The sequence below is a fragment of the Pseudonocardia lutea genome, assembly GCF_042658055.1.
In the GTDB taxonomy this organism is placed as follows: domain Bacteria; phylum Actinomycetota; class Actinomycetes; order Mycobacteriales; family Pseudonocardiaceae; genus Pseudonocardia; species Pseudonocardia lutea.
This window is the reverse complement of the sequence record NZ_JBHSQK010000007.1, coordinates 327,241-349,284: the sequence shown is the minus strand read 5'-3', so window position 1 is coordinate 349,284 and position 22,044 is coordinate 327,241. Positions and strand designations below refer to the sequence as shown.

At 69.1% G+C, this 22,044-nt stretch carries 17 protein-coding genes and 5 pseudogenes; 16 read left to right on the top strand and 6 right to left on the bottom strand.

The features are described from left to right. A pseudogene (locus tag ACFQH9_RS04690) lies at window positions 1-265 on the top strand (TetR family transcriptional regulator); the annotation flags it as partial. Between the two features lie 800 nt (window positions 266-1,065). Here the strand turns inward: ACFQH9_RS04690 and ACFQH9_RS04685 are convergent. After that, the gene (locus ACFQH9_RS04685) at window positions 1,066-1,230 is read right to left on the bottom strand and encodes a hypothetical protein (RefSeq protein ID WP_379564532.1); all 165 of its coding nucleotides are present in this window, start codon (window positions 1,228-1,230) and stop codon (window positions 1,066-1,068) included. Between the two features lie 447 nt (window positions 1,231-1,677). Between ACFQH9_RS04685 and ACFQH9_RS32185 the strand changes: the two are divergent. Then, window positions 1,678-1,821: pseudogene (locus ACFQH9_RS32185) on the top strand (IS256 family transposase); the annotation flags it as partial. 154 nt (window positions 1,822-1,975) lie between these two features. Here the strand turns inward: ACFQH9_RS32185 and ACFQH9_RS04680 are convergent. The 4 genes and pseudogenes from ACFQH9_RS04680 to ACFQH9_RS04665 form a co-directional block, all read right to left on the bottom strand. Then, window positions 1,976-2,336 (bottom strand): annotated as a pseudogene (locus ACFQH9_RS04680) (hypothetical protein); the annotation flags it as partial. A gap of 53 nt (window positions 2,337-2,389) precedes the next feature. Next, window positions 2,390-3,010, bottom strand: a complete 621-nt coding sequence (locus ACFQH9_RS04675; RefSeq protein WP_379564530.1) for a PDR/VanB family oxidoreductase — start codon at window positions 3,008-3,010, stop codon at window positions 2,390-2,392. An 81-nt stretch (window positions 3,011-3,091) separates the two neighbouring features. Further along, window positions 3,092-3,568: pseudogene (locus tag ACFQH9_RS04670) on the bottom strand (IS5 family transposase); the annotation flags it as partial. 84 nt (window positions 3,569-3,652) lie between these two features. After that, window positions 3,653-5,389 (bottom strand): sigma-54-dependent Fis family transcriptional regulator, encoded by a 1,737-nt coding sequence (locus ACFQH9_RS04665; protein WP_379564528.1) that lies wholly within the window; start codon window positions 5,387-5,389, stop codon window positions 3,653-3,655. Window positions 5,390-5,994: 605 nt separating this feature from the next. Between ACFQH9_RS04665 and ACFQH9_RS04660 the strand changes: the two genes are divergently transcribed. The 3 genes from ACFQH9_RS04660 to ACFQH9_RS04650 all read left to right on the top strand — a co-directional run bounded on the left by ACFQH9_RS04660 (window position 5,995) and on the right by ACFQH9_RS04650 (window position 8,141). Next, window positions 5,995-6,645 carry an amidohydrolase family protein gene (locus tag ACFQH9_RS04660; protein ID WP_379564556.1) on the top strand — a complete coding sequence of 217 codons (651 nt, stop codon included), beginning with the start codon at window positions 5,995-5,997 and terminating at the stop codon, window positions 6,643-6,645. An 83-nt stretch (window positions 6,646-6,728) separates the two neighbouring features. Then, window positions 6,729-7,052, top strand: coding sequence for a 3-keto-5-aminohexanoate cleavage protein (locus tag ACFQH9_RS04655; RefSeq protein WP_379564526.1), 324 nt, complete (start codon window positions 6,729-6,731; stop codon window positions 7,050-7,052). Between the two features lie 405 nt (window positions 7,053-7,457). Next, window positions 7,458-8,141: a GntR family transcriptional regulator gene (locus tag ACFQH9_RS04650; protein ID WP_379564524.1), complete on the top strand. Its 684-nt coding sequence runs from the start codon at window positions 7,458-7,460 to the stop codon at window positions 8,139-8,141. 138 nt (window positions 8,142-8,279) lie between these two features. Here ACFQH9_RS04650 and ACFQH9_RS04645 read toward each other — a convergent pair. Next, window positions 8,280-8,615 (bottom strand): annotated as a pseudogene (locus ACFQH9_RS04645) (FCD domain-containing protein); the annotation flags it as partial. A gap of 567 nt (window positions 8,616-9,182) precedes the next feature. On the opposite strand from ACFQH9_RS04645, the gene ACFQH9_RS04640 reads away from it, so the two are divergent. From ACFQH9_RS04640 to ACFQH9_RS04590, 11 genes are all read left to right on the top strand, one after another. After that, a complete protein-coding gene (locus ACFQH9_RS04640; RefSeq protein ID WP_379564522.1) occupies window positions 9,183-10,322 on the top strand; it encodes an acyl-CoA dehydrogenase family protein in 1,140 nt (379 codons plus the stop codon). Continuing rightward, entirely contained in the window at window positions 10,319-11,347 is a 1,029-nt protein-coding gene (locus tag ACFQH9_RS04635) for an acyl-CoA dehydrogenase family protein (RefSeq protein WP_379564520.1), read from the top strand. Before ACFQH9_RS04640 ends, ACFQH9_RS04635 begins: the two co-directional genes overlap by 4 nt. After that, window positions 11,344-12,108, top strand: a complete 765-nt coding sequence (locus ACFQH9_RS04630; RefSeq protein WP_379564518.1) for an enoyl-CoA hydratase/isomerase family protein — start codon at window positions 11,344-11,346, stop codon at window positions 12,106-12,108. The genes ACFQH9_RS04635 and ACFQH9_RS04630 overlap by 4 nt, the downstream gene beginning before the upstream one ends. A 79-nt stretch (window positions 12,109-12,187) precedes the next feature. Next, the gene (locus ACFQH9_RS04625) at window positions 12,188-13,276 is read left to right on the top strand and encodes a YncE family protein (RefSeq protein ID WP_379564516.1); all 1,089 of its coding nucleotides are present in this window, start codon (window positions 12,188-12,190) and stop codon (window positions 13,274-13,276) included. Between the two features lie 40 nt (window positions 13,277-13,316). Then, window positions 13,317-14,150: a mycofactocin-coupled SDR family oxidoreductase gene (locus ACFQH9_RS04620; protein ID WP_379564514.1), complete on the top strand. Its 834-nt coding sequence runs from the start codon at window positions 13,317-13,319 to the stop codon at window positions 14,148-14,150. 307 nt (window positions 14,151-14,457) lie between these two features. After that, on the top strand, window positions 14,458-15,489 hold the full coding sequence (locus ACFQH9_RS04615; RefSeq protein ID WP_379564512.1) for an ABC transporter permease: 1,032 nt from the start codon (window positions 14,458-14,460) through the stop codon (window positions 15,487-15,489). A 1-nt stretch (window position 15,490) separates the two neighbouring features. Continuing rightward, complete coding sequence (locus ACFQH9_RS04610) at window positions 15,491-16,981, top strand: sugar ABC transporter ATP-binding protein (protein WP_379564510.1); 1,491 nt, start codon at window positions 15,491-15,493, stop codon at window positions 16,979-16,981. 29 nt (window positions 16,982-17,010) lie between these two features. Continuing rightward, window positions 17,011-17,985, top strand: a complete 975-nt coding sequence (locus ACFQH9_RS04605) for a sugar ABC transporter substrate-binding protein (RefSeq protein WP_379564508.1) — start codon at window positions 17,011-17,013, stop codon at window positions 17,983-17,985. 239 nt (window positions 17,986-18,224) lie between these two features. Further along, on the top strand, window positions 18,225-20,684 hold the full coding sequence (locus tag ACFQH9_RS04600) for a xanthine dehydrogenase family protein molybdopterin-binding subunit (protein ID WP_379564506.1): 2,460 nt from the start codon (window positions 18,225-18,227) through the stop codon (window positions 20,682-20,684). Then, on the top strand, window positions 20,681-21,499 hold the full coding sequence (locus tag ACFQH9_RS04595) for an FAD binding domain-containing protein (RefSeq protein WP_379564504.1): 819 nt from the start codon (window positions 20,681-20,683) through the stop codon (window positions 21,497-21,499). The genes ACFQH9_RS04600 and ACFQH9_RS04595 overlap by 4 nt, the downstream gene beginning before the upstream one ends. Then, complete coding sequence (locus ACFQH9_RS04590) at window positions 21,496-22,032, top strand: (2Fe-2S)-binding protein (protein ID WP_379564502.1); 537 nt, start codon at window positions 21,496-21,498, stop codon at window positions 22,030-22,032. The genes ACFQH9_RS04595 and ACFQH9_RS04590 overlap by 4 nt, the downstream gene beginning before the upstream one ends. The last annotated feature ends 12 nt before the right edge of the window (window positions 22,033-22,044 follow it).

Sequence of the window (22,044 nt, the reverse complement as noted above, 5' to 3'; positions counted from 1 at the left end):
CGTGCACCGCTGGGTGCTCGCTCACCGTGAATGGTTCCTGGGAGCCCTGACGGAACTGTTCGCGCAGGTGGGGGACGGGCTTGCCGGGCCTGCCGCGCGGCACTTCGTCATGCTGCGCGATGGCGCCATGGCCGCCGGCTGCCTGTCCGATCCGGAGGTCGTGTCCGAGACCTTCCTCGACGGCGTCGAGGGGCTCCTGTGGTCGCGGTCCGTGCCGGGCGCCCCGCGAGGGTCGGCCGGACGCGGGGCGCCACCTGTCACCTGAACGTGAGGCGGATGCGTCGACGGTCCCCTCACAGCGCCACAAGTGCCGTGCACGACGGCGAGAGCGAAACCGCGAATGCGCCGAGAGGCTCCGGGCGGCGGTCGGGCGCCTGACGGGGATGCAGCTACAGCCCGACGGCTGTCAGTCGCGACGGCGGACCTTGTCCACGAACTGCGGGTTGGTGGACAGCTCGAACGTCTCGACCTGGCGGTGCCTGAGCCCGACGCTTTCCGGATTCGCCCGACCGTCGACAGCGACATGCCGCTCCCGTCAGCGATCGATGCCCGGAACCGGTGCGTGCCATCGCTCGGGGTGTCCACTTGCGGGTGCGTGGCCGGCGAGCGCTCCTGCGGCGACAGCCGGCGCCTCCGGCGCTGGTCCGCGAGTGCCGGACCAGCGCCAGGAGTGCACTCAATCGAGCTACTCCGTCAGCTGAGAGCGCCGTCGAGGAACACGGGTTCGTCGGAACTCGGCGCCGTCAGCGATCTGAAGGGGCGGTGGCGCCCTTCCTGGTCCTGAAGCTGAACGGGACCTGCGGACACCGTTCCCGCGTGATTCCTTGCGTTGCGAGGTCGGCGCCGTCTCCACAGTGGCGTTCAGCGAGCGCGCCGTTCACGGTCGCGTTCGATCGTGGCCAGACTTGCGCTCACTGGGTGGTCGCTGCCGTTGGTGATCGTCACGGTCAGGTCCCGGCCTTGCTCGCCCTGGCCGACGATGGTGGAGCAGGTGAGCGGCTGGCAGCGCTCCGGAACCAGAGAACCTGAGCTCTGAAGCGTGGATGACGCACCGCGGCTCTCGGCTCAGCTTCTGCCGGCTACGCCAACGGCATTCTCGGTGGTGCTGTACTTCGCAGCGAAGTCGACCAGCACGGCTGTCTGGTCGCGAGTCGTCGCAGATTCGTCCTTGCCCACACCTGCTTCAACTCCATTGCTGCCATCGGACGGTGAGTCTCCCTTGTTGCTCATAGCGGCGACGCTAATGTCTGACTCTGCTCGTCGGGAGGGTGCGATACACCCAGCCTGTCGACGCCTGGAGGGAGCGTCGGAACGGCTGCCCTCAGCGGCTCGAGTCGGTCGGGCACGCGGCGCGCTCGCTGCGTGATGTCCGAGCGACGGCAGCGGCGACCGGCACAGAACCTGTGGGGCCGGCGTGGCCGGCGGAGCACAGCAGTCTTGGCGTTCGTCGGTCGCGCGCCGCGCCGGTTAGCCTTGTCGACCGACGGGAGGTGTCTCAGTGGATCAGCCGCGGCGGCGGCCGACGCTCGCGGATGTCGCGCAATTGGCAGGTGTGGATGCGAGCCTGGTCTCCCGGGTCCTGCGCAACGATCCGCGCGGGCGAACGCTGCAACTGGTCCGACACGCCGAGCGCAGCTCGGGGAAGAATCAGTCAAGGCCAAGACAAAGTCGAGCCCTGTGCCGGATCGGACTGATCAGCAGCAGCTCGCCCAGCAGCTGGTGGAGGCCGTGTGTGCGGAGGTCGTGGAGCTCGTCGGGCCCGGCGGGCTACTTACCCGTCTGATTAAGGCGGTGCTCGAAAACGCATTGGCGGCGGATATGCGTACGGCGCGAAAAGCGAAGGCGGCCTCCGAACCGGAAGCCGCCTTCGTCGATATGCTGTGCGCCGCGAGGGAATCGAACCCCCAACCCGCTGGAGGGGAGTCGGGTACTCGCCCAAGGTCTCCGAAACTGGTTCCTACTTGTCACACGCCGCCTACCGAGCTTGTAGATCATCAGCGGCGATGCGTGTTGGACACGGTGATCGAGCGTAAGCGGTGACCAAGACGGTGACTGACAGCCCTGGACGTTCTGGGGTCCGGGACGATCCGCAATTTCCGCGGACGAGCCCGCTACCTACGATCAGGCGGCGCTGGATCTCGCGGTGCCCTCGTAGAGGCGCAGCAGCCGGACGTCGTGGATGAGCGTTCGGTGCAGAACAGCTACGTGGTCGAGGTGCGACCGACGGTCCTCGCCGGAGACGAAGGGCGGGCGGTCTCGCGGAATGTGGCGTGGCCGGCCCGGACGTCGGCGTACTGGTCGGCGAGTATGGCTTGGACGAGTTGGAACTCCCCGATCTTGAGCGCCGCCCTTGATGTTTACGGTTTCGGGGGCGACCTGGACACCGCAGTCATGCGTCGAGGACGAGTCGGGCCGTTCGGGCGCGCGAGACGCAGATCATCATGCATGTCCCTTTCCGGCGTTCCTGTTCGGTGAGGACGGAGTCGCGGTGGTCCGGCTCGCCCTCGAGCACCAGGGTCTCGCAGTCCCCGCAGGTGCCTTCTTCGCACGAGTAGACGACGGGGACGCCGGCGTCCTCGGCGACGGCGACGATCGAGCGATTCGCCGGGATGGTGAGGGTGACGCCGGACTGGGCGAACTCGACGTCGAAGGAGGTGGTCGGTCCGTCCGTCGCTCCGTCGGCGGGGGCGAAGCGCTCGAGGTGCAGCGCGCCCGCAGCCCACGAGGCGCAGTGTGTCTCGACTGCCTTCAGCAGGGCCTCGGGGCCGCAGCAGTAGACGGCGGTGTCCGGCTGCGGTGCGGCGAGCAGCTCGGAGAGGTCGAGCAGACCGTGCTGGTCCTGCGGGTGCAGCCGGACCCGATCGGCCCCGAATCGGGCCAGCTGCTGCGTGAACGCCATGGTGGCGGCACTCCGCCCGCCGTAGAGCAGCGTCCACTCCGCACCTGCCTGCTCGGCGGCCTCGATCATGGGGAGGATCGGGGTGATGCCGATGCCGCCTGCGATGAACACGTAGCGCTTCGCCTCGACCAGCGCGAAGTGGTTGCGCGGACCGCTGGACCGCTGGCGACGAGCCGGTCACCCGGGGCGAGCCGGTCGTGGACGTAGGTCGACGGCGAGGTAGATCTTGCTGGTTAGCCGGCCTCGGGATCTGCCGAGGGCTCGCTGTCGACGGCGAGGTCTTCGATCCAGGCGGCTGGTGCAGCCCCTTTTTGCGGGCCCCGGCGGCGTGCTGGTGGGCCCGGACGTGGGTGGAGTCGACGCTGATGGTCCACTCGACCCCGCCGACGGAGTCGTCCTTGGTCACCGCTTCGTCAAGGATGCGGTCCCAGGTGCCGTCTGCGGTCCAGCGGCGCAGCCGCTCGTGGGCGGTCTGCCATGGGCCGTAGCGTTCGGGCAGGTCTCGCCATGGCGCTCCGGTCGCACCTTCTACAGGATCGCGTTGATCACCCGGCGGTGGTCGCGCCAGAGGCGGCCGTTCCCGGCCACCGCGGGCAGCAGCGGCTCGATCCGAGCCCACGCCTTGTCGGTCAGCTCACCGCGGCCGACCACCCGGACATGGTCAATCAGGCCAGCTCAGATCCCTTACAGGGCACGCCCTAATGCGAACTCGTGAGGACGACGCTAGGGCGGGTTCGAGCGTGCCACTCTCCGTCAGGTGATGTCCAGCACGACCAGCCGGCGGTAGAGGGTCGCGCGGGATATACCGAGGTCTTCGGCGGCGGCCTTCTTGTTGCCGTTCGCGGTTTGGAGTGCGGCGATGATGGCCGCGCGCTCGACCTGTTCGAGCTTCGACAGCCGCCGTCCGCTCTTCGCGGCCCGATAGGACGGAGGCAGGTCGGGGAGCCGGACCCAGGTCCCACCTGCAGCACGGAGCGCCGCCTCGACCACGTCCGCGAGCTGGCGGACGTTGCCGGGCCAGTCGAAGGTGGACAGTGTTCGTTTGACAGCGTCGTCGATGCGGGGGGGGATGGCCTGCCCGTTGGCCGCGATGGCGTCGATGAGCTCGGGGATGTCGTCGGCTCTCTGACGGAGCGGAGGCACCGTGAGCACGTGGGTGAAACGGGCAACGAGGGCGTCTGGCGGCGCGGTGTGACGCGAGCCGGTCTGGAAGGTTGCGAAGATCCGGCTCGGGCCGGTCATCTCGTCGAGGTGTGCGCACAGTGCGGTGAGCGCGCCATCGTCGGCTTTCTCGAGACCCGTCATCACGATTGGCGTCGAGTGGCCCGCGGCGAGCAGGTTGAGCTCGTTTAGCCACGACCGCGGTGCACGCCGCGACGCCGACCCGACGTCGAGCGTCGAATGTCCCGCTCTCTTGGCGATGGCCAGTGCGAGCCGTCGGGCGCTCGTGCGCTTCCCGGCCCCCGGCTCACCGACGAGTAGGATGTGTTGTCCGCTGGCTACGGCTGCGCTGGCGTCCTCAAGGAACCGGGTCCATGCCGGGCTCCTTCCGGGCAGCACTGCGGTGAGCTGCGGCGGGGCAGCTGGCGCCACCCTCCCGCGACGCGATGAGTCGAAGCCCCCCATGCGGAGCTGGACGACTGCACCCGCCAAGGCGTCCGGGGTGTCGACCCGATCGATCGTCGCGTACATGGCGGGCTCTCCGGCATGCAGGATCAGCTTCCGACGGCCATCGACGATCGCGCGCCGGACCTTCTCCTGCAGGGCTTGGCGATCGACGCCTTTCAACATGTCGTCCGCTAGCGGGTTGGCGATCATCATCCGGTCGTTCATGGCGACGATTGCGCGACGATATCCGCGGCGATCTGCTCGCAGGTAACCGTCCAGCAGGGCCCGATCGGCGGCGGCGTAGCCCGAGAGCAGCCGCTCCCCGATCTCGCTCGCCAACCGGATCACGAGCGGAATCACCAGCTCAGAGGCACGGTCGGTAGACGAGACGAAGTCGATCGCCCCCTCCAGCGTTCCCGAGACCGGATGGATGACAGGTGCTCCGAAAGCTGAGATCTCGCGGTAGACGTCCGAGTAGTGCTCGGCCCCCCGCACGGCGACAGGATGACGCTCCTCGAGGACCGTGCCGAGTGCCGTCGTTCCCGCGTACTGCTCCCCGCAGTCGTAACCGGGCGCGGCGGCCACCTCGTCGAGTGCCTCGAGGATGGAGCGGTCCTCAGCCCACCGATGGAGCAGCCGACCCTCCGCGTCGCTCACGAGGACGGCGACGCCCTCCGTCTGCATCTCGGCGAAGATCGGGGTGATGACCGCTCGTACGGCGCGGAGGAAGGCGCTCTCGGAATCCAGCTCCCCGTAGGAGGGAAGCTGGTGCGGCCCGGACGGGGCGACACCGGCGGCGGCGCAGCGTTGCCATGAACGCAGGATCGTGTCCCGCACACTGCCGCCGACCTCGTCACCGGCGAGGAATCGCTCGCGCGCCACCTGGACGGACCGTTGCGCAACGGTAGGGGCAGGCATGTCACCTCTTCCCACGACGGGTCGCTCTGTGTATACGTCGGAGCGGCCGCGCTGTACAGGGGTTCGGCTGGCCACGGGTGGGGTCACGTCCGGGCTGCTCGCGCCGAGGCGTGACCCCACTAGAGGCTCCGGTTGCGCTCACAGTATGTGTTGGTCGGGGGTGGCGGTGTGTCTCACAACGCAACAGCACGCTGCGCACAGCACGGATGGCCGGCACCGAGATGACTCGGCGGTTCGTCCGTACCAACCCGTGGCGCCCGGGTTAAGCGCTGCGGCTGAGGTGGCGGGCGATCACCATCCGCTGCGATTCCATTGACGACGAGACCTGGTCGATGCGCTACATCGACCAGACTGCGGGACGACCCAACGAGGTCTGGGGCCACCAGTGGCAGGACCTCAGCCCGCAAAGCTCCATCCCTACGCAGGCCCCGACGGAGGCACCAGCATGATCGAGGTCCACACATACCTGTTCTTCGAGGCCCTGCTCGGCGAAGTCGGCTCCTACGGACCCCGGCTGGAGAGCAACGACTCGGGCCACCGGCTGGTCACCGGCTCGATGGGGCTGGCCGCTGGCTGGTCGCCCCAGACTCCCTCGAGGTCTGGTCCGCGGACCGGGTCGACGCCCTCGACGCCGCCGGCATCAACCTCCAGGTCGTGGCCCGAACCGATGGGCGCGCGCGGCCCCTGGCCCAGCTGTCGTGCAACGGCCGGAGGCCGCGGTCGAGGAGCTTCGCCGGTCCGTACAGGACCTCGACGCCGTGGGCGCCTACTTCGGGTCCGACGCCCGGACGTTCCTCGACGACGCCGAGATCGCCCCGGTCTACTCCGCGTGCGTGGAACTCGACCTCCCTCTGTTCGTCCACGCCGCCATGCCGGGGATCGACGGTCCTCCGGGGGACCGGCGCCTCGAGCGGTGGATCGGCCAGGCGGTCCTCGGGTACCCATTCGAAGACACCGTCGCCACCACGACGTTCCTCTCAGCGACGTCCTCGACCGGCAACCCCGGACTCGACGTGTGCCTGACCCACGGCGGAGGCGCGACCGCGATGTTCTGGGGCCGGATCTCGGCGTTCGCGCGCACCGCGCGTGGCCCCTTCACAGACGACCGCCTGCGCGAGCACATGCACCGATTGTGGTTCGACTATCACGTCCACTCGCCGGCCTCGGCGGACCTGCTGCGCCAGCTCGCCCGCCACCCCGTCCACCTCATCCTCGGCTAGATCGCCCGGCACAGCGACGTCGTCATCAACCTCACGACGGGCGGGTCGCCCCACATGGGCGTGGCCGAGCGGATGCGCCCGACATGGAGTTCAAATCGGAGCTCGCGTCCCTGAGCATGGGCTCGACGAACTTCGGTCTGTTCACGATACTCGAGCGGTTCGACGACTTCCGCTTCAAGTGGGAGCGGGAGGACTGGAGAAGAGCCGGGACCTCGTCTTCAGGAACACCTTCGCGGACATCGAAGCCATCCTGGACATGGGCCGCCAATGGGACGCGCTTCGAGTACGAGTGCCACGACATCGGGCACCTGGCGCACTTCCGTAGGCGCGGCCTGGTCGAGGGGCCGGTGTTCGTCCAATCGGTGTTCGGCATCTCGGCGGCATCGTTGCCGACCCAGAAGACCTGATGCACATGTGTCGCACCGCTACACGTCTGCTCGGCGCGGACCACGAGTGGTCGATCCTCGGGCGGGGCGCCACCAGCTGCCGCTGGCGACGCTCGGCGCGGCGACCGGTGGGCGGCGACGAGCCGGAAGGAGCGGGCCGGGTAGCTGCGCGCACTGGAGGACAGCCTGGCGAAGCGGGTCGAGGAGATCGCGGTCACGATCTCGAAGGATGTGGGGACGCCGGCGCGGATCGCGAGCCGGATCCAGGTCGCTCTGCCGCAGACGGACGTCGGCACCTATGTCGACCTGCTCGGAGGGGGAGGGGCCCGAGCAGCAGGTCGACAACTCGCGTGCCTGTCCGCTCGCGCGCATGCACGCAGGTATGCGCTATGCTCCTGGCGTAGTCGGCGAGATCGGGGGTGCGAGATGGCCGGTTGGGCGAGTGTCACCGAGGACGAGGGTGGGGTCGGCAACTGCCTGACCCAGATCCGGATGATGGTGCTGGCCGGCGAGCTGCTCCCCGGCCAGAAGGTGCACCAGGGCGACCTGGCCCAGCGGCTCGGCGTGAGCCGCATCCCGGTCCGGGAGGCGTTGGCCAAGCTCCATGCCGAAGGAGTGCTGGACCACCGGCCGAAGACCGGATTCACGGTCGCGCGGTTCAACAGCGAGGACCTGGCGGAGATCTACCTGATGCGGCGCCTGCTCGAAACGGCCCTGACGCGGGCGACCGATCTCTCCACTGTGGACGTGAAGCGGATGCGAGAGCTCCTCGACCGCCTGTCCGGTGTCTCCCCGGTGACGGAACCAGAGGAGTTCGCGCAGCTCAACAAGGCCTTTCACTTCACCCTCTTCGAGGCATCCCCGCTCGAGCTCGTGCGGCAGGAGGTCGAGAGGCTCTGGTACATGTCCAGCTTCTACCGGGCCCTGCACCTGTACGAGGCCAAGCGCTCGGCGAACCTGCAGGCTGAGCACCTGCGGATCATCGAGGCGATTGAGCAGAACGACCTCGACCGTCTGATCCTCGAGCTGGACCAGCACCGGGCCTCCACGGAACACATGGTGGTGGATCGCATCGGGCGCAGCCGTCGGCCTTCGATGGGTGCTGTCTGACGGTCGAGGTCTCGCGCCCCCGCGACCATGGGACGGGGTGCCGCGCTGCGGTTCAGTCGATCCGAGCGCTGTCGGGCCGCATGTCCGGCCCAGTCTGCGTACCACCGTCGCCTCGGTCAGGTCGCGGTGCTCGTTCGACAGGCGGACGAACCGCTCCCGGTCGGGGTCCTCGATGGCCGCGATGAGCCCGACGTGCTCCACGGGAACGTTGCCGGCCCGGTCCTCGACGTAGAAGACGAAGGCGCGGTAGAAGCTCGACATGTACCAGAGGCGGCTCACTTCCTCCCGGACCCGCGAGAGCGGCGACGCCTCGAAGAGGGTGAAATGGAAGTCGTTGTTGATCCGCTGGGAGCCGAGCGGGTCCGACAAGGGGTCGACCAGCGAGAGCAGGCTGTTGAGCTCCTTCATCTGCGCCACGTCCACAAGGGCGAGATCGGACGACATCATTAGCTCGGTCTCCAGCAGGCGCCGCATCAGGTAGATCTCCGCCAGGTGTTTGGCCGGTAGTCGAAGATCCCTTCCGCGTGCAGCTGGGCAAGCGCCTCGCGCAGCGGGATACGGCTGACGTCCAACGCGTCGGCGAGGTCCTTGCTGGAGCACCTTCTAGCCGGGGAGCACCTCTCCCGAGAGCACCAAGTCGCGGATTCGGGAAAGGCAACGGCTCGACGCCGCTCTCGACGGTCATGGGTTTTGATCCGGTTGGGGAGTGACGCGCTGACCTCGGAGCGCGATTGCAGAGCACGGCGTCGCCGTAGAACCACTTGCATACTGATCGCGACACATGTCGTGCTCGGTGAGCAACCGCTCGTCGCTCCTTGCAGCGCGTCTGCTCGTGCCGCTCGATGGGCCCTCGGCTCGGGGCTCGCGCCCGCAGGCCAGGATGATATACTCGCACGTGTGCACAAATGTATTTGTGCGCAGGGGTCCGGATGGACGACCGGCCCGAGCGACAGCCAAGACCCGCGCACTGTGGCGCCCCACGCGCGTGTCTCCCGGCGGCCGGGCCGGACCGTGAAATCGAAGGTCTGGGAGGCACGGGCGTTGACAGTCACGAAGGGCCACATTGTTGAGTTCGCACCCACGGACCTCTCACCGGCCGAGCTGGAGTTCAAGCGGGAGGTCGGCGCCTACCTCGACGAGCGGCTGCCCCCGGGCGGGTACACGCGGAGCCTGGGGATGGGCGCCCTCGTGGACAAGGAGTTCTCGGCCGACCTGGGGGCGCGGGGACTGCTCGGCATCCACTTCCCGGCCGAGTACGGCGGGGCCGGCAGGTCTGCGGTGGACCGGCTGATCGTGACGGAGGAGCTGCTCGCCCGGGGCGCCCCCGTCGGCTATCACTGGATCGCGGACCGGCAGATGGGTCCGTCCATCCTTGCCAACGGGACCGAGGGGCAACGACGCGAGTTCCTCCCGCGGATCGCCTCCGGCGAGCTGTCATTCTCCATCGGCATGAGCGAGCCGGACGCCGGTTCGGACCTGGCCGCGCTGCGGACCAAGGCCGTCCAGGACGGCGACGAGTGGATCGTGACCGGCAGCAAGATCTGGACGAGCGGGGCGACCACCTCGACCCACGTCCTCGCGGCTGTCCGGACCGGCCCGGGCCGGCGCGACGGGATCACGCAGTTCATCATCGACCTGAGCCGGCCCGGCGTCCGCGTCGCCCCGATCGAGTTCATCGACGGCACGCGCGACTTCTGCGAGGTCCACTTCGACGACGTGCGGGTGCCCGACGCCTACCGGCTCGGTGCGGTCGGGAAGGGGTGGAGCCAGAACACCGGGGAGCTCGCCCTCGAACGCGGCGGCGTCGACCGGTGGATGTCGTTGATCCCCCTCCTCGACGAGTGGTCGGGCCGGTGCGAGGAGTCCGACCGTCCCCGGCTGGAGTACCTGTCGGCCACCTGCTGGGCGCTGCGCGGGCTGTCGCTGGCGATCGCCCGTCAGGTGGACGAGGGGCATTCCCCGATCGTCGAGGCCGCGCTGGTGAAGGAGCTCGGCACCACCTTCGAGCAGGAATGTGTCCGAGTCCTGAGCGACGCCTTCGGCCGCACGCCCAGCCCCGACTCCTCCGACGAATTCGAGGCGCTGCTGGCCAAGGCGCTGCTGGTCTCTCCGTCCTGGACCATCCGCGGCGGTACGAACGAGGTACTGCGCACGATCGTGGCAAAGGAAATCCGGTCATGAGCGAGACGACCGTCCCGACCGGCGAGCCCGAGCTGGTGGCCCTCGTCCGTCAGCTGAACGAGGATCTCGCGGACCGGAGCGCGGCGTTCGACAGCAAGCTCTGGGCGGCGATGACGGACGCCGAGCTGCACCTCATCGGGATCCCGGAGGAGGCGGGCGGGGCTGGAGGCATGCTGTCCGACCTTGTGGCGACCGTGTTCGAGTGCGCCCGGGCCGGAGCGGCCATTCCCCTCGCGGAGAACTGGCTGGCCCAGTCCCTGCGGGCGACGGCGGGACTGGGTGCCCGGCCGGGGGTGTCGATCTGTGCCCGGCCCGCTGAGGTCGAGGGAGCCAGAGCGTCGCCCACCGCATCCGCGCTTGCCTTCGACGGGCTCACCTGGGCGCCGCACGCCGACGAGCTCCTTGTGCTGGAAGGGGACGCGCCGTCGTCCGCCCGACCGACGACCTCCTGGACGACCGATGCCGCGGGGACGCGCTACGACCTGGCCGGCCAGCCCGCCGGGAACGTCAGCGTCGAGCGCGAGCATCTGGGGGAGCCGGTGCCGCTGGCGCACGACGAGCTCCTCACCCTGACCGATCTGCTGCGCACGGCGCAGCTCGGCGGGGCGATCCGCGGCTGCTTCGACCTGAGCCGGGGATACGCCGCCGAGCGACACCAGTTCGGGGTCCGGATCGACTCCTTCCCTGCCGTGCAGCACCACCTGATCCAGCTCGCCCAGGCCGCCGCGATCACCCGGGTCTCGGCGTTTCGGGTCGTCGGCGCGATCGAGCGCGGCGGGCAGGCCGCGCAGGCGGCTCGAGCGGCGCGGGTCGTGGCGAACGAGTCCGCCCGGGTCGCGATCCGCTGCGCGCACCAGCTGCACGGGGCGATCGGCATGACCCGCGAGTACCCCTTGGCGAGCCTGACGCGGCGCCTCCACTGGTGGCGGCTCGTCGACTCCGACGACGTACCGCAGTCGGAGCCCGGGCAGCGGACCTTCCTCAAGCAGGTGTGGCTCGACACGAACGGAGTGGCCCACTCGTGAGCAAGGTGCAACTGTCGCGGTTCGACCATGTGGCCGTGGTCGAGTTCGCCAACGGACCGTACAACTATTTCACCGTCGAGCTGCTCGACGAGATCGCGGACCGCCTGGACCAGGCCCGTGAGGAGGGTTTCCGGGCGGCGGTGCTCGCGTCCGAGGGGCGCCATTTCTGCGCGGGGGCGGACTTTTCCTCGATCGGGCCGTCGGTGGCGGAACGCAGCGAGAACTCCCAGCGCACCTATACCGCGGCGGCCCGGATCTTCGCGCAGCCCCTCCCCGTCGTGGCGGCGGTGCAGGGCGCGGCCATCGGGGGTGGGCTCGGGCTGGCCTGCGTCGCCGATTTCCGCGTGGTCACCCCGACGACGCGCCTGGAGGCGAACTTCACCCGGCTCGGGTTCCATCCCGGCTTCGGGCTGAGCGTCAGGTTGCCGGGCCTCGTCGGCGAGCAGAAGGCATTGCTGCTGCTGATGGAGGGACGGCGGGTCGACGGCCAGGAGGCGGTCTCGATCGGCCTCGCCGAGCGGCTCGCGGAGCCGGAGGCTCTCGTCGACGCGGCCATCTCGTTCGCGGCGCAGCTCGCGGCCCGCGCGCCGCTCGCCGTCCAGTCCGTGCGCGCCACGCTCCGTCACGACCTGGTCCGCGACGTGGAGCGTGCGATGGCCTGGGAAGCCGCGGAGCAACGCCGGCTCTGGGCCACCGAGGACGCCGCGATCGGGATGAAGGCGGCACAGCAGCGGGAGACGCCGGAGTTCGTCGGGCGCTAGCATTGACAGGTTCGTGTGCGTTTCTGTATACAAAGTCCAGGTGCGAGGCAGCACCGGGCACTCCGAACAGGGAGGCAGCATGGGATCGACCGGCTCGGCGGGGACGCTCCTGGTCTCGAGCTCCACGGCGAAGAACCTGGATTTCTTCGACCTCTCGACCGGCCAGAAAATCGCCACGCTGACCGATCTGATCGCCGAACCGCATGAAATGGTGTTCGACGCCGGGCGGCGTCGCGCCTATATCGCGCACACCTACCGCGAAGGCGTCTACGACCAGGATGTGCCCAAGGGCCATGAGATCACCGTTGTGGACGTCGACTCACACACGGTGGAGAAGGTCATCGACATCACGCCCTACTACGCGCCGCACGACGTCGAGTACGACCCCGAGTTAGACCTCATCATCACCGGGATCGAGGATTTCGAGGGCAAGCGCGGCGTCGTGCTGATCGACGCGGAGTCGCACGAAGTCGTCGGCAACGTCCCCACCGAGGCCCGCAACTGCCACTGGCTCGCCCTGGTCCCCGGGCGCAAGGTCTTCGTGACGCACAAGGAGGCGCCGATCATCTCGGTTGTCGACCTCGTCGAGCGCACGCTCGTCGCGTCCATCGAGGTGCCCGGGGGCGCCGAGGAGATCGACGCGTCGCCGGACGGCGACTTCGTGTACGCGGTCACGCCGCGCATGAAGGTGGACGTTGACCTGGGCGGCAGCGGGCACTTCTTCCGCCCGGAGCTCACGGCGTCGGAACCGGCACCGCGGCTGGTCAAGATCGACGTGGCGACGAACGAGATCGTCGGCGAGATCGCGATGGCGGACTACCAGATCGGCCTGCGGGCCGGCCACGACGGTGTCCTCTACTCGACCTGTATGAACAACATGGAGCGCCCGGGCCCGGAGGTGGACCTGAAGGCGCTGCCGCGCAACGACGGCCTGCTCAACATCGTCGACACGAAGGACATGTCCCTGGTGGGCAGTGTCCCAGTGGACGCCCTGCCCATGACGACACGGGTGACCCAGGACAACACCACGGCTTGGGTGGCGAGCCTGGCCACCGGGCGGGTCACCGTGGTCGACGTGCGGGCGCAGCAACGCGTCGGCGATCTCGACAACAACGCGGGCGGGGCTTACGGCGGCACGCACGGGATGGTCCTCGTCCCGCCGGCCTGACCCCGTTCCTCACCGACCGAAGAGCAAGAAGGAGTGCGCGATGGGCCGCTTGGACGGAAAGGTGGCACTCGTCACCGGTGCTGCACGTGGGCAGGGTCGGGCGATCGCGGTGCGGTTCGCGCAGGAAGGGGCGGCGGTCGTCGCCCTGGACGCCTGCACCACCTACGACCATATCGACTACCCGTTGCCGACCACCGAGGACCTCGACGAGACGGCTGCGCTCGTCAAGGACGTCGGCGGCCGGATCGAGACGATGGTCGCGGACGTCCGCGACGAGGAGGCCCTCGAGGCCGCGGTCCGGCTGGCGAAGGACTCCTTCGGGAGCCTGACCACGGTGTGCGCGAACGCGGGCATCGGTGGCGAGCGCGGGAAGATGTGGGACACGCACGAGGACGTCTGGCGCACCGTGCTCGACGTCAACCTGCTGGGGGTCTGGAAGACCGTCCGGGCCGCGGTCCCGGCGCTCATCGAGGCCGGCGGCGGCTCGGTCGTGCTGACGAGCTCGCTCGCGGGGATCCAGGGCATGCGCCACACGTCCGCCTACGTGTCGGCCAAGCACGGCGTCGTCGGAATGACGCGGGCGCTCGCAAACGAGGCGGGCGAGTTTAACATCCGGGCCAACGCGATCCTACCCGGCAACACGAACACCCCGCTGCTCAACAACAAGGCCACCTGGCGGCTCTTCCGGCCCGACCTGCCGGAACCTACGCTGGAGGACGTCAAGGGGACCATGCAGGACCTGGCGCTCCTGCCCACACCATGGGTAGAGGCGGAGGACATCGCCAACACCGCGCTGTGGCTGGCCAGCGACGAATCGCGCTTCATCACGGGCGTCCTCATCCCCGTCGACGCGGGCTGGTACGTCCGCACCTAACGCCGGGTTCGCACTTCGACAACGCCGCCCCCGTCGGCCACGGCACACCGAGGCCCGATGGGGGCGTTGTCGTGTCGCCTTCAAACCGGGCGGGCGACTGCGGTTCACAGCTCTGTGAGGGCCTGACCGGCTACATCTTGTAAGGCCCGATCTCGAAGAGTTGGGCTCCTCAGGACCGGTCTCGAAGTCTTGACCGTGACGCCAGTCACCGCTTATGTTATGCAAAATCGTGTACCGAGACGATATGCACTCCTCGGTGCCGCCGCCGGGGCGCAGAGCGACCTCGGAACTCAAGGAGGAGTTGACCGTGAGCGAGGTGCGAGATCGCGTGATCGGAATCGGCGAGAGCCGGGCGAAAGTCGGCCCGGGCCGTGAGTCGGTCGTGGGCGGCTTGCGTGCGAGGATCGGCGCCCTTCCGCCGTGGGCCGGCATCGTCACGGCCACGGTGCTGCTGGTCATCGTGCTTTCCTCGACGGAACGGCTTTTCCTAACGACGCGGAATCTGGAGTCCGTGCTCACCGGGATGTCGCCGGTCCTCGTGATGGCCGCGGGCACCACCATGCTCATCACGCTCGGCTACGTGGATCTCTCCATCGGATCGCTCATGGCGTTGTCGATGGTGATGCTGGCCGGGCTCACCGGGACGGGGCTCCCCGGGATCCTCGTGGTCGTCGTCGTGATCGTGTTCGCCGGGGCCGCATCGGGCCTGACGGCCGGGTTCCTGGTGGGCAAGGTCGGGTTGTCCTTCTTCGTCGTGACCCTGGGTCTGTTGACGGTCTTCCGGTCAGCGGCCCAGATCCCGACGAAGGGAATCCCGCAGCCGCTGACGGGCTCTGGGGCGTCCATCGTGAACTGGATGAGCAACGCGACGCCTGCGGGCATCCCGGCCGCGTTCGCGATCGCGGTCCTCGTGGTGCTGATTAGCGCGCTCCTGATGGTCCGCACGGAGTTCGGCAACGCCGTCCGGGCCATCGGTGGCAACGAGGTCGCCGCCCGCCTTGCGGGCATCCCCGTCGGCCGGGTGAAGATGCTGGTCTTCGCCCTGAGCGGGCTCACCGTCGGCATTGCCGCCATCCTCTTCGCCGGCCGGGGCGCGTCGGCGGACCCCAATGCCGGCGTGGGGTTCGAGCTGTCCGTCATCGCCGGTGTGCTGCTCGGCGGCTCGTCCTTCCAGGGTGGTAGTGGCACCTTCGTCGGGACGCTGTTCGGCGTCGCGTTCGTTGCGTTCATCCAGAACGGGCTCGACCTCAACGGTGTGGAGCCGTTCTGGCAGGGAGTCGTGACCGGCGTGGTCCTGATCGCCGCGGTCGGGCTCGAACTGCTCCGGAAGCGTGCCTGACATGCTCGCTCTCGAAGGCATCGAGAAGAACTTCAGCGGTGCACGCGCGCTGAAGGGGGTGTCGCTCCGGGTGGAACCCGGCGAGATCCGAGCCCTGCTGGGGGAGAACGGGTCGGGCAAGAGCACCTTGGTCCGGATCCTTGCCGGAGAGGTGGCCCAGGACCACGGCGACGTCCTCGTCGACGACGTGGTCCTGCCTCCGCGAGACGTCGCCAGCCGCCAGGTGGCGGCGGTGGGCATCGTCGGACAGACGCCCGAGGTGTGCACCGAGCTCACCGTGGCCGACAACATGTTCCTCTCCGTGCGGCGGCGGTCCGGCCTCCGGGGTCTGCGGTCCCGCCGGGGTATCGCGCGTGCCCAGGCGATCCTCGACGAGTGGGGGATCGAGCTGGACGCCTCCGCACGGGTCGGTGGTCTCTCGCAGGACCAGCAGCATCTCGTCGAGGTGGCACGAGTCGTCGCGCAGGAGGCCAAGATCGTCGCCTTCGATGAGACGACCGCGTCCCTGACCGAGGACCACGTGCAGCGGCTGTTCACGATCATCCGCCGGATGCGCGAACGGGGTGCCGCGGTCCTGTTCGTCACCCACCGCCTGGTCGAGGTGTTCGAGCTCTGCGACAGCGCCACGGTCCTCCGCGACGGTGAGCTGATCGAGACGGCGCCGGTGCCCACCCTGGACACTGATCGCATCGTGCAGCTGATGGTGGGCCGGAGCATCCGCGACCAGTTCTTCCGGCCCCCGGCCGAGCAGGGCGAGGTCGTCCTCACGGTCGAGGGCGTCCTGGAGACCGCAGCGGGGGAGCCATACGAGCTACAGGTCCACGCGGGCGAAGTGCTCGGCGTCGCCGGCCTGGTCGCCAGCGGCCGGAGCAACCTGCTCGAGAGCATCTACGGGCTGCGACGCCGGCAGGGGGTCGTGACCTGCGGTGACCGCCGGGTGCGCGCCGGCAGCCCGTCGACGGCCATGGAGGCGGGGATCGGCCTCGTCCCCGAGGATCGCCGGCGTCAGGGGCTGGCGATCGGCCAGTCCGTCCGGCAGAATGCGAGCCTCCTCGATCCCGCGCGCCGGGGGCTCCACCGGCTCACCTCGCACACCCGTGGTGAGCGGCACGTGGCAATCATGCGGGAACGGGTCCGGCTCAAGGCGCCGGACGGGCGGCACGCGGCGAAGACCCTGTCCGGCGGGAACCAGCAGAAGATCGTCCTGGGGCGGTTGCTGGAGTCCGTGCCCGCGGTCCTGCTCCTCGACGAGCCGACCCGCGGGATCGACGTCGGCGCCAAGCGGGAGATCTACGACCTCATCCACCAGCTGGCGGAGCGTGGGACGGCGATCGTGCTCGTGGCCTCCGAGCTCCCGGAGCTCCTGGGCCTGAGCGACCGGATCGTCGCACTGCACTCCGGTCGTGTGGTGGACGAGTTCCCGCGAGGCGTCGACGCCGTCTCCATCGGCCACGCCATCACCGGCGCCAGCCTGCACAGCACCTCGTCCTGACCAGAACAACGACGTTTGGAGGGATCACCATGATCAGAAGACTGGGGGCCATCGGGGTCGCCACGTTGTCGGCGGCCCTGGTGGCGTCGCTCGCCGCGTGTGGATCCGGCGCGGCGGCATCCTCCTCGGAGACGGGCGCGAACACCATCGCCTACCTGCAGTCGTTCGGCGCCGACCCGGCGGAGCAGTCGGTAACGTTCGGGGTGGAATGCGCCGGCAAGAAGGCCGGCGGCAAGGTGCTCGTGTACGACGCCGCGCTGGACCAGAACAAGCAGATCAACCAGTTCAACACGGCGATGACACAGGGTGCGAGCGGGATCATCTCGCACACGGTGAACCAGGACGCGATGTATCCGTCCTATGCGCGGGCGAAGGCCCAGAAGGTCCCCGTCATCGACTTCGTCGGCGCGAACACCAACCCGCCGAACGCCACCTTCGTCGGCGAGGACCCCCCGGCCGTCGCGGACGTCACTGTCCAGGCAATCCTGAAGGCCATCCCCTCCGGCGCCAAGGCCGTCATGGTCGGCGGGCCGCCATCGGCGTCCGGTGTGACACCGCGCCAGGACGCCTTCAAGGCGGCGGCGGAGAAGGCCGGGATCACGATCCTCGGCAAGGAGGACAGCCTGGCCCTGACGCCGGACGACATCCAGAAGAAGGCCTCGAGCCTCCTGCTGAAGTACCCCGACGCGAACGTCATCTGGGGCATCACCGCGAACACCGCGGCGGTCGCGGGCCAGATGGCGAAGCAGCAGGGCATGGCGGTCGGCAACGGCGTGGTCAGTGTGGGGGCCGGCGCCACTCTCGACGTGGCGGACAAGGTTCGCGACGGTTCGCTCTCCATCATGGTCGACACCATGGGCTACGAGTGGGGAGAGGCCATGGTCGGACTGTTGAACGAGGCCATTGCCGGCAAGCAGATCAGCAACCCGTCCTTCCAGTACGAGGCCTACACGAAGGACAACATCAGCACATGGAAGGACCCGGCGAAGCGCTGCACCGCCTGACCGCTCCGACAAGGACACGTCGACAGTGAGATCGGGAGCAACCCGGGTCGCCCAGGGTGGCTCCCGGCGGCGTGTCCGGAGCGGTCGATCGGCGATCTCCGACAGCGCCGGAAGCGGGGCGAGAATGCAGCTCCATTGTGTACTGTTATGTATATTGTGCGTGCGGTGCAGTGAGTTAAGGTTCCCCGTCCCACCGGCGGGGTGCCTGTGCGACCTGGCGATCAAGGGAGACCACCGAGGTGGATGTGTTGCAGTCCGCGGACACCGAGAGCCATGGTGAAGGCGAGGTCGGGGCACACGCCGGTCCGAGCGGCCACGGCGATCGACCTCTGCGGCAGCACGGCGACCGGATCCTGACGGGCCGGGAGCAGTACATCGACGACATCACCCTCCCGGGGATGCTCTACGCGGCCCTGCTGCGCAGTCCGCACCCGCATGCGCGGATCGTGTCGATCGACGCCAGCGCCGCCGAGGCGGTCCCCGGTGTGGAGGTCGTGCTCACCGGCGATCGCGCGGTGGAGATGACGAAGCCGGTGCCCCATTTCATGGACCCGGGGGGGACGCCGGGCTTCCACACCGCCGACTTCAGCGTTCTGGCGGTCGAGAAGGTCCGGTGGGTGGGGGAGCCGGTCGCGGCGGTCGTCGCCGACTCGCTGGCCACGGCCGAGGCCGCCGTCGGCAAGATCGAGGTGGAGTACGAGCTCCTGCCGGCTGTGTTCGACGCCGAGGACGCGCTGCGCCCGGACGCTCCGCGGCTGTTCGACCACTGGACGAGCAACGTCATTGGCCGCCTCCCGAACACCGAGGGCGATGCCGAGGCCGCGCTGCGGAGGGCCGAGTTCCGGGGCTCGACCCGCATCTCGTCCGGACGTCACCAGCCGGTGCCCCTGGAGACCAGGGGCTACGTGGGCTCGTGGGTGGCGCCGGACCGGATCGAGCTCTGGGCCGCCACCCAGAACCCGCACGTGCTGCGGACCCGGCTGGCAGACATGGTGGGACTGTCCGAGGAGCGCATCCGGGTCGTCGCCCCCCGAATGGGCGGGTCCTTCGGATACAAGTTCGTCGGCTTCCCCGAGGAGGTCCTGGTGTGCCTGCTGAGCCGGCTCGTCCAGGCCCCGGTGAAGTGGACCGAGACCCGTGCGGACGAGCTGCTGGCCGGGGGCCGCGAGTTCACCCACGACGTCGAGTTCGGCTTCGACGCGGACGGGGTGCTCGAAGCCTTCACCGTCCGCAGTGTCGGCAACGTGGGGAGTCTGGCCTCCTGGAGTGGGTGGGGCATGGCTGCCCAGGGCTGTTTCACCTACCCCGGGCTGTATAAGTGCAGCAACTACGCGGTCGAGGTCGTGCCGGTGGTGACGAACAAGGCACCGTGGTCCGGCTTCCGCGCCTACGGCAAGGAGCAGACGAACCTCGTCCTCGACCGGATCATGGACTTGATCGCCACGACCCTCGAGATGGACCCCGCCACGGTCCGCTTCCGGAACTTCCAGCCTCCGGACGGGATTCCGGGCTGGGTCCACAACAAGCACATCGACTCGGCGAACTACGCCGGCCTGCTCACCACGCTGCTCGAGTTCGGCGACTACGACGGACTGCGGCGCCGGCAGGCGGAAGCGCGCAGCCAGGGGCGGCTCTTCGGTGTCGGGCTGGGTTGTGAGCTCACCCCCGAGGGGGGCGAGGCGTTCGACAGCCTGACCCGCGGCCATGACAGTGCCACGGTCCGGGTGCATCCCTCGGGCAGTGTCACCGTCGCCAGCGGGATCACGACCCCGGGGACCGGCAACGACACGACGATCGCCTACGTGGTGGCGCGGGAGTTCGGGATCGACCTCGACCGGGTCGACACCATCCAGGGCGACACGGAGCGTGCCCCGTACGGCTTCGGGATCATGGGCGGTCGGGCAGCCATGGCCGGCACTGCGGCCGCCGCGGCCGCTGCCCGACAGATCCGCTCGGACATGACCGACTTTGCTGCCGGGGAGTGGAGCTGCTCGGCCGAGGAGATCGTCTTCGGCGGGGGGACGGTCGCGGTCGCGGACGAACCCTCGAGGTCAATGACGTTCAACGAGCTGGCTGCCGCGATCTACCGGCGCGGCTCCAACGGGTCGAGCCGGACCGGCGTCACCCACGCCAACCTCGAGGCGACGAAGGTGGCAGGGCCGGACAACTTCCACCACGTCCCGGACGAGCAGGGGCGCATCAACTTCTACGCCTCCTATCCCTGCGCGGCCGCGGCCATCGCCCTGGAGGTGGACGCCGAGACGGGTGTGGTGACCATTGAGGAGTGCTCGGCCGTCGACGACTGCGGGACGGTCCTGAACAGCAACTTCGTCGACAGCCAGCTCAACGGCGCCCTGGCCCAGGGCATCGGCGGGAGCCTGTGGGAGGAGCTGCCGTACGACGACAGCGGGAACTCCCAGGCCCAGAACCTGAAGGAGTACCTGCTGCCGCGGGCCGGTGACCTGCCGACCTTCCGGGTCACTCACCAGGAGACGCCGAGCCCGTTCACCGAGTTCGGGACCAAGGGCGCCGGCGACAGCGGCATCGGTTCGGCCATGGCCGCGGTCCTGAACGCCGTCAACGACGCCCTCGCCCCCCTCGGCGCGCAGGTACATCAGCTTCCCCTCAGCCCGCCGAGGATCCTGAGCGCGATCAAGGCCGCGCAGCGGCAGGAGACCCGGACGGTGACGGCCCCGTGATCCGCACGCGTATGCGCTACCACCGCCCGCAGACTCTCGTCGAGGCGAGCCAGGTGCTCCTCGAGCACCACGGCAACGTCGCGGTCCTGGGCGGTGGGACCTTCCTGCTCCCGCGCATGAACCGGCACCTGATGGAGTTCGAGAACGTGGTGGACCTGCAGGACCTCGGCCTGCGGCACGTCACCAGCGTGGATGGCGAGATCGTGATGGGCGCCGGCGTCACCTACGTCGACGTCCTGGAGTCGGACCTGACCCGGTCGAATCTCGGTCTGTTGCCGCGGATGGCCGAGGGGGTCACCGGCGGGCGGCAGATCACTCAGCAGGGCACCCTCGTCGGTGCCGCCTGCTTCCAGTTCCCGACCACGGACGCGCCGGGAGCGCTGGTCGCCCTCGACGGCACGGTCGACATCCAGGGCCCGGACGGCCGTCGTTCCGTCCCGATCTCGGACTTCCTGATCGACGCCTTCGTCGTGGACCTCCGGCCGGGCGAGTTCGTCTCGGCGATGCGGTTCGCCCCGCAGCCGGCCGGTGGCTACTGCAAGGTCAAGCACGCCACCGGCTCGTGGCCGATCGTCACGGCGAGCGCGGTGCCGGCAACGGGCGGGGGCGTCCGGGTCACCCTGGGGGCGGTCGAGGCCCGGCCGGTCGTGCTGACGGTCGAGGACCCGTTCGACAGGACGGAGCTGGAGCACCGGGTGGACAGGGCCATCACCGCGCCGTGGTCCGACCACTTCGCGCCCGGCAGCTACCGCGCCGACATCGCAGCGGCCGTCGCGCGCCGGGCGATCCTGGATCTCACTGGAGCATTGACATGACGACGACACAGGACGGGTCCGCGGACGCGCTGCCGGACGACGAGGTCCCGACCCGCACGATCACGGTCCGGGTGAACGGCCGCCGGCGACGGGTGACGATCGAGGACCGTGCGCTGCTCGTCGACGTGCTCCGCCAAGAGCTGCACCTGACCGGCACGCACGCCGGCTGCTACAACGGCGACTGCGCCGCGTGCACCGTGCGCGTCGACGGGCGAATTGCCAAGTCGTGCCTGCTCCTCGCGGCCAGTGTGGACGGCTGTGAGCTGCAGACGATCGAGGGTATGGCGCCGCAGGGCGAGCTGGGGGACATCCAGCAGGCGTTCTGGGAGTCGGACGCGTTCCAGTGCGGCTTCTGCGTCGCCGGGCACCTCTTCGCGATCGAGGACCTGCTCGAGTCCACTCCTGAGCCGTCCGAGTCCGACGTCCGCAAGGCCCTCATCGGCAACCTCTGCCGGTGCACGGGCTACACGAACCTCGTGAAGGCGACGTTGCTGGTGGCACAACGCCGCCGGGACGCCGCCGAGCACGCGTGAACGAGAAAGGGA

What these genes read in the sequence shown, in the direction of transcription:
- ACFQH9_RS04685 (WP_379564532.1), bottom strand. Translation starts at nt 1,230, where the DNA reads ATGAGCAACAAGGGAGACTCACCGTCCGATGGCAGCAATGGAGTTGAA.
- ACFQH9_RS04655 (WP_379564526.1), top strand. Translation starts at nt 6,729, where the DNA reads ATGGAGTTCAAATCGGAGCTCGCGTCCCTGAGCATGGGCTCGACGAAC.
- ACFQH9_RS04650 (WP_379564524.1), top strand. Translation starts at nt 7,458, where the DNA reads ATGGCCGGTTGGGCGAGTGTCACCGAGGACGAGGGTGGGGTCGGCAAC.
- ACFQH9_RS04635 (WP_379564520.1), top strand. Translation starts at nt 10,319, where the DNA reads ATGAGCGAGACGACCGTCCCGACCGGCGAGCCCGAGCTGGTGGCCCTC.
- ACFQH9_RS04625 (WP_379564516.1), top strand. Translation starts at nt 12,188, where the DNA reads ATGGGATCGACCGGCTCGGCGGGGACGCTCCTGGTCTCGAGCTCCACG.
- ACFQH9_RS04620 (WP_379564514.1), top strand. Translation starts at nt 13,317, where the DNA reads ATGGGCCGCTTGGACGGAAAGGTGGCACTCGTCACCGGTGCTGCACGT.
- ACFQH9_RS04610 (WP_379564510.1), top strand. Translation starts at nt 15,491, where the DNA reads ATGCTCGCTCTCGAAGGCATCGAGAAGAACTTCAGCGGTGCACGCGCG.
- ACFQH9_RS04605 (WP_379564508.1), top strand. Translation starts at nt 17,011, where the DNA reads ATGATCAGAAGACTGGGGGCCATCGGGGTCGCCACGTTGTCGGCGGCC.
- ACFQH9_RS04590 (WP_379564502.1), top strand. Translation starts at nt 21,496, where the DNA reads ATGACGACGACACAGGACGGGTCCGCGGACGCGCTGCCGGACGACGAG.